The sequence below is a fragment of the Salipiger sp. PrR003 genome (assembly GCF_010500785.1).
GTDB lineage: Bacteria > Pseudomonadota > Alphaproteobacteria > Rhodobacterales > Rhodobacteraceae > Salipiger > Salipiger pacificus_A.
The window spans coordinates 1-10,545 of sequence record NZ_JAAGOV010000090.1 but is presented as its reverse complement, the minus strand read 5'-3'; the positions used below and the strand labels follow the sequence as shown (position 1 = coordinate 10,545).

Below are 10,545 nucleotides of genomic sequence, written 5' to 3'. Positions count from 1 at the left end.
GTCAGGTTTTCCAACGTGGGCCGCCATCGCGCAGAATACCGCCATCACCCCGCGGCCCACATCGAAAAACCTCCGACTTTGCTGCCGTTCGCTGCGGCTAGCACGCATGTCCGTGATGCGCAGTTGCCGTCGCGCAGAAAAAACAGAAGGCAGCGCCTTGCGCTCCGAAAGGAACGCCAGGCGCCGCCCCCATTGGTGGGGGGCATAGTTGCAATGCCGCAGCCTCGTCCGACAGTCCCCCGATCGACATGATCGGAGCTCCCGAGACAAGCGCTTGCGCGCGGTTTGGTCAGGAGTCCCGGAGCGCCCCACATGCGAGAAGTGCAATGCCGCGCAAAAGGGTAGGCTTGGCTGGCCGGTGCGTCTTGGGAGGTCATGGACCAAGTGCCGGCGCGCGCACCGCCCGTCGCGCCCGCGCTTCGGCCCTGGGTCAGCGCAACATCTCGGTCACCGCGTAGCTGCCCCCGGCGCCCGGCAGATAGCAGGTCGCCGCCGACAGCGGGTAGAATTGCGACAGCACGGGCCGGGTCGCATAGGCTGCCGGGCATTTCGGGATCGTCGCCAACTTGTAGCCCCTGCCCGAGAGGCACTGCGCTTCCGCCCTAGCGCGCAGACTCTCGTTGGCGTCGTAGGAATAGGTTTCCCCGCCATAGATCTCGCCGCCGGTGGTCGTGCAGGTGACGGTGTTGCCCTTGGTCACGCATTGGGTCTCGGTCGGGCTCGAGCGGGTCGGCGTGGTGGTCGTCAGGATTTGTGGCGGCACCCTCTGAGCCGCTTCGATCTGGCAATCGGTCGTATCGTTCTGCAGCCGCGCCGCGGTCACCCCTGACGTAACGGGATAGACGATATCGATCGGCTTGCCCTGCGTGACCAATTGCGCTGTCGTAGGCTCGCATGCGGCGAGGACAGAAAGGGCGCATGCCCCCGCAAGGACTCTTGAAAACACCATGTCACCATTCCCCAACAGTGGTTCGAACAAGCCGTAGCGGGAGGCAGGAAATCTGCCTAACGAAAAACACAATTCCCCGAAATGCAGCACGCCCTGTGACCACACTACACCTGCGTCAGGCGTTTCGGCCCCGGTGCCCTGCGGCGCAAAAGCCGCGCTCCGGACCTTACGTCAGCTGCCCTGCTTGCGGAAATGGCCAAGCTCGGCGAGGCTGATCCTCCGAGCCCAAGATCCGAGGCCACAATGTTCCGGTTCCTTAGCGCCTTCTTCCTTTGCGTCTTTCTGGCGAGCTGCAGCAGCCAGCTCCCCGAGGGTCCGCGCACCACGAGCGCCGCGCTGTCCGCACCGGCCTCTGCCCCGCTCTCGCAGATCACCCGCATGTGGCAGGGCCGCACCGACGGCACGTCCGGCGTGCATATCATCAGCAATGGCATCGACGCGCTGGCGCTGCGGCTGGGCCTTGCCGAGCAGGCGGTGACCAGCATCGACGCCCAATATTACCTGCTGCACAACGACGAGGCGGGCCGGCTCTTTACGGATGCGCTGCTGCGCGCCGCAGACCGCGGCGTGCGGGTGCGGCTGCTGCTCGACGACATGGACACCCGCGGCTACGACGAGGCCACCCATGCGCTCGAAACGCACCCAAACATCGAGATACGGCTGTTCAATCCCTTCGCCCGCTCGCATGGCAAGGCGCTGTCGGCGCTGCTCGAATTCCGCCGGATCAACCGTCGCATGCACAACAAGTCGATGACCTTCGACGGCCGGGTGACCATCGTCGGCGGGCGCAACATTGGCGACGAGTATTTCTCGGCGCGCGAGGAATCGAACTACGACGATCTGGACCTGCTGGCCGCCGGCCCCGTGGTGGACGACGTTGGGCGCACCTTCGACAGCTACTGGAACAGCCGCTACGCCGTCCCGGCATCGCAGGTGATCACGCCGAAAGAAGACGGGGCCGACCTTGAAACGGTGCGCACGGCGCTGGCGCGGCACAGGCAGCGGATCGCGCTGACCCCCTACGGCGGCGCGCTGCTCGATCACATCGCGTCTCTGAAGCGCCAGCCGCTGCAGCTCACCGCCGCGCGGGCGACACTTCTCGCGGATCCGCCGGAGAAGGCCGCGGGCGAGTTGCCTGCCTCCGAGACCTTTGCCGCCTCGATGCTGCCCTACGTGAACGGGCTTGAAAGCGAGTTCCTCGTTGTCTCGGCCTATTTCGTTCCTCGCGACAGCGGCACGGCGCTGCTCCGCGCGCTCGAGGAGCGCGGAGTCGATGTGACCGTGCTGACCAATTCGCTCGACGCAACCGATGTGCCAGCGGTCTACGCGCATTATGCCCACTCGCGCCGCGACCTGCTCGAGGCGGGCGTCGACCTTTGGGAGCTGCGGGCCGAGAAGGAGCGGCCGGACCGTACGTTGTCGGGGCTCGGCCTGTCACGCTCGGCGCTACACGCCAAGGCCTTCGTTCTGGACCGCAAGTTGCTCTTCATCGGCTCATTCAACTGGGACCCGCGCTCGGTGCGGATCAATTCCGAGATGGGGATCCTCGTGGACTCCCCTGCCCTCGCCACGCAGGCCGCGGTGAATTTCAAGAAGCTGCTGCCCGAGGCCGCCTTCCACGTGCAACTGGGCGAGGACGGCCGGATGCAATGGCTCGAACATGACGCGGGCAACCGTTGGCGGCTCTACCGCTCCGAGCCGATCCTGTCGCAAATGCGCGCCACCACCGCTTGGCTGACGGGTCTGTTACCAATCGGCGGGCAGCTCTGAGCCTGTCCGCGTTGACTTCCCCGCCCGCATCGTCCCCACTCCGGCGACACCCGCCCGGAGGATGACATGGTGCCGATGAGGGATACGCCGTTCCAGACGCTCGTGCTGTCCACGATCTTCGTGCTGGCAGCCGGGACGCTTCTGGTGCTCGGCCGATCCATCCTGCTGCCGATCGTCACGGCGACGATCCTCGTCTACCTGCTGGAGTCGGTGGCCGGCGCCCTGCGCCGACTGCCGGTGCTTGGGTATCTGCCACTCGGCGCGCTGCGACTGCTTCTGCTGGCATTCGCGGCCACCGTGGTCTTCGTTCTGGCGGCGGTCTTCTCGGCCACCGTGCGCGAGATCATGGCGGTCGCCCCGACATACGAGGACAACCTTCGCGCCATGGTCGACGGGGTCGCGGGGTACTTCCATTTCGAGAATGACGAGCTCTGGGAGCGCGTCACCGCCGAGACCGTCGGGCGGATCGACCTGCGGCGCTTTTCACTGGCGGTGCTGGGCGGTTTCACCAACCTTGGCTCGGTGGTGCTGATGGTGATCATCTACGCCGCTTTCATCACCGCCGAGCGCCGTTCCTTCCAGCGCCGCCTGACCGCCGGGCTGCGCTCGCCCGAGCAAAGCGCGCGCGTGCTCGCCGTGGTCGGCGCGATCAACGAGAAGATCAGCCGCTACCTTGCCTTCAAGACGCTGATCAACATCGTGCTGGGCACGATTTCCTATGCAATCCTCTGGGCTTTCAACGTGGACTTCGCGCTGTTCTGGGCGGTGGTCATCGGCGTGCTCAACTACATCCCCTACCTCGGCTCCCTGCTGGCCGTCGCCTTCCCGGTGGCGCTCTCGCTGGCACAATTCGGCTCGATCGGTCTCACCGTCGGGCTTGGCGCGGCGCTGACTGCGGTTCAGGTGACGCTGGGCAATATCATCGAGCCGCGTCTGATCGGCCGGCAGCTCAATCTCAGCCCGTTCGTCGTGCTGCTCGCTCTGGCGCTCTGGACGACGCTTTGGGGCATTCCCGGCGCGATCCTCGCGGTGCCGCTGACCTCGATCCTCGCCATCGTGCTGGCCAGCTTCGACAAGACCCGCTGGCTCGCCTTGCTTCTGGCCGAGCGCGTCGATGTGCCGTCTGCCCCCGAACCCACACCCCGGCACGGCGAACTTCCCGAACGTTAACGGGAGGTTGACAGAGCCCCGGGGAGGGGCGCACCTTCGAGGCACCGGCCGCGTGCCGGGTGTATTGAGGGAATTTGGAAATGCAGCATTGGCTTATGTGGATCATTCTCGGTATCGCAAGCATCCTCGGCGGGCTGTTCGCGCTTTTTAACCCCTTCGCCGCCTCGATCGCGGCGCAGACCATTGTCGCCTGGTTCTTCCTGATCATCGGCGTGGTGCAGGCCATCAGCATCTTCCGCGTGACCGGCATGAAGGAGCGCCTGCTGGCCATTCTGCTGACGATCATCTACCTCTGGCTGGGCATCAGCTTCCTGGCCAACCCGCTCGAAGGGCTGATCTCGCTGACGCTTGTCGCGGCGATCATGTTCCTTGTCGGCGGCGTCGCCAAGGTGATCTACGGCTTCTCGGTCGCAGAGGGGCGCTACAAGCTGGCGCTGCTGATCAGCGGCGCGATCTCGGTGATTTTGGCACTCATGATCTTCACCAATTTCCCGTCCTCGGCGGCGGTGGTGCTGGGCGTGCTTCTCTCGGTCGAACTGCTCTCGACTGGCGTGGCGCTGGTCGCCTTCGGGATGGTGCTTAAGCAGCACCCGGAGCTGCGCAAGCGTGCGGCCTGAGCGACAACCCACTTCGAGACCGCATCCGGCCCCGCGGGGCCGGATCTACCCCTGCGGAGGCGTTTGGGCTGCGACCTCCGCCGGGAACCGCCGACGGCACTCGGCCTGCCCGGCTGCCGCATCCCGTCCGAGCTGTGGCAGCGCCGCCCCGATCTCGTCGAGCCGACGGTGCAACTCGTAGGGACGCACCGGAACGCGGCGAGTCACCGGCTCGGTGTCCGTCCGCCAGCAATAATGCGGGTGCTCGTGATAGATTCCACAGAGTTGCCAGCGCCGGCGGGTCTCCCATTCGGTCACATAGGTGAAGCCGCGCGCCAGATCTCGCGAGATGCGGCTCTGCTCCTGCAGCGCATCGGCATAGAACCGCGCCGCCTCGCGGTTGCAGCGCTCATAGGGCGTGCCGCAGGCCGCCAGGGCGAGACAGGATATGAGCAGAAACCGGTGCATGCGGAAAAGCCTAGCTGCGAACGCCGCGCCGGTCGAGAGCGACTTTTGCGGCCGATCGGCGCTGGACTGCACGTTGCCGTGACCTACCTGCCAGCGTAAGGAAAGCAAGGAGACACACGATGTTGGGACGGATTGGGATCGCGCTCGGACTCTGCGCGGGCATTGCCGGCTGCAGCGAAACCGAGAGCGCCGCCTCCAGTGGCGAAGACAGCTGCGGCGCCTCGGCCTATCAGAGCCAGATCGGCCACGCCGTCGGCGACCTCGAGCTCACCCCCGGCGCCAAGCTGCGCATTCTCGGACCCGGTCAGGCGATGACCATGGACTACCGCGCGGACCGGATGAACATCGAGACCGACAGCGCCGGACAGATCCTTCGGGTGTTCTGCGGCTGATCCGAAAATCCGCCAAAACGCTCCGCGCAACACATTGGTTCCGAAGAATATTTCTGGAACCATCAAGCCGCCCTCACGGTTCCTTTACCGAAACACCACGGCGCCCAAAGCGCCGGATCAAACCGGAAGGGAACTGAACATGCGTACCGGATCCATCGTTGCCCTCGTTGCCGCCGCCGCTGTCGTGATCGGCGTCGGCGCATACATGATCGATTTTGATGTCACGAAAGAGGGCAGCCTGCCCGACGTTGACGTCTCGGTTGACGGCGGCGAGCTGCCCGAGGTCGATGCCGAGGTCGGCTCGGTCGAAGTTGGCACCAAGACCGAAGAAGTGACCGTCCCGGACGTCGACGTCGAGGTCGACACCAAGGAAGCCGAAGTCACCCTGCCCGACATCGATGTGACCCCGCCGGACGAGAAGAACGACGGCTGATCGCTCACGCGATCACACGGCGAAAACAAGAGCCCCTCTCCACCCACCGTGGAGAGGGGCTTTTTCATGCCGGGGGATGGTGGCCTAGCGCTTGCGACGCTTGACGTTGCCGCCGCGCTGGCCTGGACGGCCGGCCGTCGAGCGCCCCTTCGATTTCACCGCAGCCTCCGACGCCGCCTCGACCGCCGATTGCCGCGCAAGCGGGTCGTCGTGGATCGCCAGATCGACAGCCTCGAGCCGCTTGACCTCGTCGCGCAGGCGCGCGGCCTCTTCGAACTCGAGGTTCTCCGCCGCCTTGCGCATGCCGGCGCGCAGCCCCTCCAGCACCGCCTCAAGGTTCGAGCCCTGCTGCTTGGCGTCGATCGACGCGGTCACGCGGTTCATGTCGACGTCGCCCTGATAGAGACCGGCAAGGATGTCGTCGACGTTCTTCTTGACCGTCGCCGGGGTGATGCCGTGTTCTTCGTTGTAGGCCATCTGCTTCTCACGGCGGCGCTCGGTTTCGGCCAGCGCCCGCTCCATCGAGCCGGTAACGCGGTCGGCATACATGATCACCCGGCCGTCGGCATTCCGCGCGGCACGGCCGATGGTCTGGATCAGCGAGGTTTCGGAGCGCAGGAAGCCCTCCTTGTCCGCATCGAGAATTGCCACGAGCCCGCATTCGGGGATGTCGAGGCCCTCGCGCAGCAGGTTGATGCCGATCAGCACGTCGAAGGCGCCAAGCCGCAGGTCGCGCAGGATCTCGATCCGCTCGATGGTGTCGATATCCGAGTGCATGTAGCGCACCTTGATGCCCTGCTCATGCAGGTACTCGGTCAGATCCTCGGCCATGCGCTTGGTCAGCACGGTGCAGAGTGTCCGGTAGCCATCTGCCGTCACCTTGCGGATCTCGTCGAGCAGATCGTCCACCTGCATCTTCACCGGGCGGATCTCGACCTGCGGATCGAGAAGTCCCGTGGGGCGGATCACCTGCTCGGCAAAGACGCCGCCCGCCTGCTCAAGCTCCCAGTTCGCAGGGGTCGCCGAGACGAAGACCGACTGCGGCCGCATGGCGTCCCATTCCTCGAACTTGAGGGGCCGGTTGTCCATGCAGGACGGCAGCCGGAAACCGTGCTCGGCGAGGGTGAACTTGCGCCGGTAGTCGCCCTTGTACATCGCGCCGATCTGCGGAACCGAGACGTGGCTCTCGTCGGCGAAGACGATGGCGTGGTCCGGAATGAACTCAAACAGCGTGGGCGGCGGCTCGCCCGGCGCGCGGCCCGTCAGGTAGCGCGAGTAGTTCTCGATGCCGTTGCAGACCCCTGTGGCCTCGAGCATCTCGATGTCGAAGTTGGTGCGCTGCTCAAGCCGCTGCGCCTCCAGGAGCTTGCCCTCTGCGACAAGCTGGTCGAGCCGCTGGCGCAGCTCCTTCTTGATCTGGATAACCGCCTGCTGCATCGTCGGCTTCGGCGTCACGTAGTGCGAATTCGCATAGACGCGGATGCGGTCGAAACTGCCGGTCTTCTCGCCGGTGAGCGGGTCGAACTCGGTGATGCTCTCCAGCTCCTCGCCGAAGAACGAGAGCTTCCACGCCCGGTCTTCAAGGTGGGCGGGCCAGATCTCGAGGCTGTCCCCCCTCACACGGAAGGCCCCGCGAGAGAAGCCCGCATCGTTGCGCCGATATTGCTGCGCCACCAGATCGGCGATGATCTTGCGCTGGTCGTATTCGCTGCCCGCGTGCAAGTCCTGGGTCATCGCGCCATAGGTCTCAACCGAGCCGATGCCATAGATGCAGGAGACCGAGGCGACGATGATCACGTCATCGCGCTCGAGCAGCGCCCGGGTGGCCGAGTGGCGCATCCGGTCGATCTGCTCGTTGATCTGGCTTTCCTTCTCGATATAGGTGTCCGAGCGGGCCACGTAGGCCTCGGGCTGGTAGTAGTCGTAGTAGGACACGAAATACTCGACCGCGTTGTCCGGGAAGAACCCCTTGAACTCGCCATAGAGCTGTGCCGCCAGCGTCTTGTTGGGCGCGAGGATGATCGCCGGGCGCTGGGTCTCCTCGATGATCTTGGCCATGGTGAAGGTCTTGCCGGTGCCCGTCGCGCCAAGCAGCACTTGGCTGCGCTCGCCATCGCGCACCCCCTGCGCAAGTTCGGCGATCGCTGTCGGCTGGTCGCCCGCCGGCGAGAACTCGGTCTGCATGCGGAAGCTGATGCCGCCCTCGAGCTTCTCCCGCGTCCGGACATCCGGCGCGGGGGCGTGCATCATGGGCATCGACTTGTCGGAATGGGCATAGGGCATGTGGTCATCTCCGGGCGCCTGCAAGACGTGTCGCGCCGCACGGCAATTTCAAGGGGTTTCGGGCTCGGTTGGCTGGGAGACTCGCTCGCGGGCGCAGGGTATTTTCACGGAATGTTCCTTTTCTGCGGGCAAGACGCAAGGGTTCGGGAAGATTTGCCGCACCGCCGCGCCGCGATCTCTTGCCCCGGCACTATAAATTCTCGATAACGCCAATGAATGTCAGGAGGGATTCCATGCGTGCACGGATTTACCAGCCGTCTCGGACGGCAATGTCGTCGGGACAAGCCAAGACCAGGGACTGGATTCTCGAGTTTTTCCCCGCCTCCCCGCGCGAGGTCGACCCGCTGATGGGCTGGACCTCCTCGTCTGACACCCAGAGCCAGGTCCGCCTGAAGTTCGACAGCAAGGAGGCGGCCCTCGCCTATGCCGCCGAGCACGGCATCGAGGCGCAGGTGAACGAGCCCAACAAGCGCAAGCCCAACCTGCGCGCCCGCGGCTATGCCGAAAACTTCGCGGTGGATCGCCGGAGCGCCTGGACGCACTGAGTGTGTAAGAGACACCTGAGTTTTTCCCATGGAAGGCTGAGTTTTTCCCGGGATCTACATGTAGGGCGCCCACTGGGCGCCCTTTCCATATCTAGCACATGCTTGCAAAGCGCGCGTCTGGGCGCATGATCCCGCCCAAGGATGCGTCACCAGAGGAGGACCCCGATGGCAGGCAAGGCTCTAAACAAGAAAAACCTCCTTGAGCTGGGTGCCGACACGCTGGCCGACCTGCTGCTCGAGGCGGTGAAAGGCGACGCGGCACGCCAGCGCCGGGTGCGCATGGCGCTTTCCGCCGATCTGGGCCCCGAGGCGATCACCGCCGACGTGCGCAAACGTTTCGCCTCCATCCGCCGCAGCCGTACCTTCATCTCCCGCAAGGCGCAGAGGAAGCTGGCGCAGGAACTGGCGGAACTGACGACGCTCATCGAGACCCGCATCGCACCTGATGCACCGGACGCGGCCTTCGATCTGCTCTGGGCTCAGCTGCAGCTTGCTGCCGGCATTCATGAGCGTACCGACGACAGCTGGGGCACCATCGGCGATGTCATGCGCCAGGCGATGGCGGTCATCGGACGGCTTGGGCCGAGGCTGGGCAAGGCTCCCGAAGCTCTGGCCGACAGCGTCTTTGAGGCGATTTCGAATGATGGCTACGGCGCCTTCGACCACGCCATACCTGCGCTGGCCGAGGCGCTCGGCAGCACCGGTTTGGCCCGCCTCAAAGCACTCGCCGAAGCGGCCTGCGAATCGCCGCTAACCGATGCCGACCTCGCCCGCTACGATTTCATCTCCGACCGTGATGCCCGCGCCGAGCGCGCCCTTGCCGGGCGCAACCGCACGGCGGAGATGATCCTGCAGGACGTGGCCGATGCCGAGGGCGACGTGGACAGCTGGCTTGCGCAATACAGCCCCGAGCAGCTGACCTACTCGACCATCGCTCCCTCCGCCGCGACCCGGCTGCTGGCGGCGGGCCGCCCCACGGACGCTCTGCGGCTGATCGAGGCCGCCTTGCCCGGCGAAAGCGGCGATCCGTGGTTCGACACGCCCGAACTGGACGAGGCCCATTTCGCCTGCCTTGAGGCGCTCGGCCGCAAGGACGATCTGAAGGCCGCGCTCTGGCACCGCTTCGAGCGCCGGCTCTGCCCCGACGCCCTGCGCCGCCATATCAAGCTGCTGCCCGACTTCGAGGACATCGAGGCCGAGGACGCCGCGCGCCGGATCGTCCTCACCTACAAACCGGTCGAGAAGGCGCTGGCCTACTGCCTGCAGGCCCCCGACCTGCCGCTGGCGGCTGAGTTGATCGAAGCCCGCAGCAAGGAGATCGACGGCGATGCCTATGAGGTCCTCACCCCGCTCGCCGACGCCCTCGCCCCCGGCCACCCGCTCGCCGCCGTGCTGCTGTGGCGCGCCATGATCGACTTCGCGCTGGGTAGGGCCCGCTCAGGGCGCTACGGCCACGCCGCCCGGCACCTGATGGACTGTGCCGCCGCGGATGCCGAGATCCTCGACTACGGCATGCACCTATCGCACGCGGACTATCTTGAAGCGCTGCGCGAGACTCACGCGAGGAAATCAGCGTTTTGGGAGCGTTTGCGGGGAGGGTAGCCCCCGCGGGTTATCACGTGGACGACAGAAGACCCTCATCGTCCCTCAGCACGCGATCGCGTGGAGGCGCCATTTCGAGCGCCCTTGACTATGATCGACTGTCCGCGGCTTTGAGGCTTGCAGGGCATCCAGCACTATCGCCGCGACGATGCATGAGGGGCCTGAGCTCAAGACTGCCAGTTGATCGAGGCCGACACCCGACTGAGCACTGGAGCGTGCGGCCCAGAAGACGTATTTCTTGGATGACACCTTTGCGCACTTGGACTAAGCCGCTCTCGCGGCAGGGTGCCCGGTCCGACCGTTCGAGAATGAACCGCACTCCGCGCTTTTCCGATCA

10 protein-coding genes are annotated in these 10,545 nt (G+C 65.4%); 7 read left to right on the top strand and 3 right to left on the bottom strand.

Annotated features, from left to right (window positions below; translation table 11 throughout):
• Positions 1 to 430: 430 nt before the first annotated feature.
• Entirely contained in the window at positions 431 to 874 is a 444-nt protein-coding gene (locus G0D83_RS27905) for a hypothetical protein (RefSeq protein ID WP_108968878.1), read from the bottom strand.
• A gap of 318 nt (positions 875 to 1,192) precedes the next feature.
• Between G0D83_RS27905 and G0D83_RS27900 the strand changes: the two genes are divergently transcribed.
• The 3 genes from G0D83_RS27900 (at position 1,193) to G0D83_RS27890 (ending at position 4,506) form a co-directional block, all read left to right on the top strand.
• Complete coding sequence (locus tag G0D83_RS27900; RefSeq protein WP_164197764.1) at positions 1,193 to 2,719, top strand: phospholipase D family protein; 1,527 nt, start codon at positions 1,193 to 1,195, stop codon at positions 2,717 to 2,719.
• 66 nt (positions 2,720 to 2,785) lie between these two features.
• A complete protein-coding gene (locus G0D83_RS27895) occupies positions 2,786 to 3,889 on the top strand; it encodes an AI-2E family transporter (protein WP_164197763.1) in 1,104 nt (367 codons plus the stop codon).
• Between the two features lie 80 nt (positions 3,890 to 3,969).
• Positions 3,970 to 4,506 carry an HdeD family acid-resistance protein gene (locus G0D83_RS27890; protein WP_164197762.1) on the top strand — a complete coding sequence of 179 codons (537 nt, stop codon included), beginning with the start codon at positions 3,970 to 3,972 and terminating at the stop codon, positions 4,504 to 4,506.
• Positions 4,507 to 4,551: 45 nt separating this feature from the next.
• Here the strand turns inward: G0D83_RS27890 and G0D83_RS27885 are convergent, their stop codons facing one another.
• The gene (locus G0D83_RS27885; RefSeq protein WP_164197761.1) at positions 4,552 to 4,953 is read right to left on the bottom strand and encodes an excinuclease ABC subunit B; all 402 of its coding nucleotides are present in this window, start codon (positions 4,951 to 4,953) and stop codon (positions 4,552 to 4,554) included.
• A 119-nt stretch (positions 4,954 to 5,072) separates the two neighbouring features.
• Between G0D83_RS27885 and G0D83_RS27880 the strand changes: the two genes are divergently transcribed.
• A complete protein-coding gene (locus G0D83_RS27880) occupies positions 5,073 to 5,345 on the top strand; it encodes an I78 family peptidase inhibitor (protein ID WP_164197760.1) in 273 nt (90 codons plus the stop codon).
• Between the two features lie 139 nt (positions 5,346 to 5,484).
• A complete protein-coding gene (locus G0D83_RS27875; protein WP_164197759.1) occupies positions 5,485 to 5,778 on the top strand; it encodes a hypothetical protein in 294 nt (97 codons plus the stop codon).
• Positions 5,779 to 5,862: 84 nt separating this feature from the next.
• Here G0D83_RS27875 and uvrB read toward each other — a convergent pair whose 3' ends face one another.
• Entirely contained in the window at positions 5,863 to 8,061 is a 2,199-nt protein-coding gene (uvrB, locus tag G0D83_RS27870) for an excinuclease ABC subunit UvrB (protein ID WP_164197758.1), read from the bottom strand.
• A gap of 233 nt (positions 8,062 to 8,294) precedes the next feature.
• Here uvrB and G0D83_RS27865 point away from each other — a divergent pair, with 233 nt between their 5' ends.
• Both G0D83_RS27865 and G0D83_RS27860 read left to right on the top strand, forming a co-directional pair.
• Positions 8,295 to 8,606, top strand: coding sequence for an ETC complex I subunit (locus G0D83_RS27865; RefSeq protein ID WP_095881673.1), 312 nt, complete (start codon positions 8,295 to 8,297; stop codon positions 8,604 to 8,606).
• 165 nt (positions 8,607 to 8,771) lie between these two features.
• Positions 8,772 to 10,208, top strand: a complete 1,437-nt coding sequence (locus G0D83_RS27860) for a DUF6880 family protein (RefSeq protein ID WP_164197757.1) — start codon at positions 8,772 to 8,774, stop codon at positions 10,206 to 10,208.
• Positions 10,209 to 10,545 lie beyond the last annotated feature (337 nt).

What these genes read in the sequence shown, in the direction of transcription:
- G0D83_RS27900 (WP_164197764.1), top strand. Translation starts at nt 1,193, where the DNA reads ATGTTCCGGTTCCTTAGCGCCTTCTTCCTTTGCGTCTTTCTGGCGAGC.
- G0D83_RS27895 (WP_164197763.1), top strand. Translation starts at nt 2,786, where the DNA reads ATGGTGCCGATGAGGGATACGCCGTTCCAGACGCTCGTGCTGTCCACG.
- G0D83_RS27890 (WP_164197762.1), top strand. Translation starts at nt 3,970, where the DNA reads ATGCAGCATTGGCTTATGTGGATCATTCTCGGTATCGCAAGCATCCTC.
- G0D83_RS27885 (WP_164197761.1), bottom strand. Translation starts at nt 4,953, where the DNA reads ATGCACCGGTTTCTGCTCATATCCTGTCTCGCCCTGGCGGCCTGCGGC.
- G0D83_RS27880 (WP_164197760.1), top strand. Translation starts at nt 5,073, where the DNA reads ATGTTGGGACGGATTGGGATCGCGCTCGGACTCTGCGCGGGCATTGCC.
- G0D83_RS27875 (WP_164197759.1), top strand. Translation starts at nt 5,485, where the DNA reads ATGCGTACCGGATCCATCGTTGCCCTCGTTGCCGCCGCCGCTGTCGTG.
- uvrB (WP_164197758.1), bottom strand. Translation starts at nt 8,061, where the DNA reads ATGCCCTATGCCCATTCCGACAAGTCGATGCCCATGATGCACGCCCCC.
- G0D83_RS27865 (WP_095881673.1), top strand. Translation starts at nt 8,295, where the DNA reads ATGCGTGCACGGATTTACCAGCCGTCTCGGACGGCAATGTCGTCGGGA.
- G0D83_RS27860 (WP_164197757.1), top strand. Translation starts at nt 8,772, where the DNA reads ATGGCAGGCAAGGCTCTAAACAAGAAAAACCTCCTTGAGCTGGGTGCC.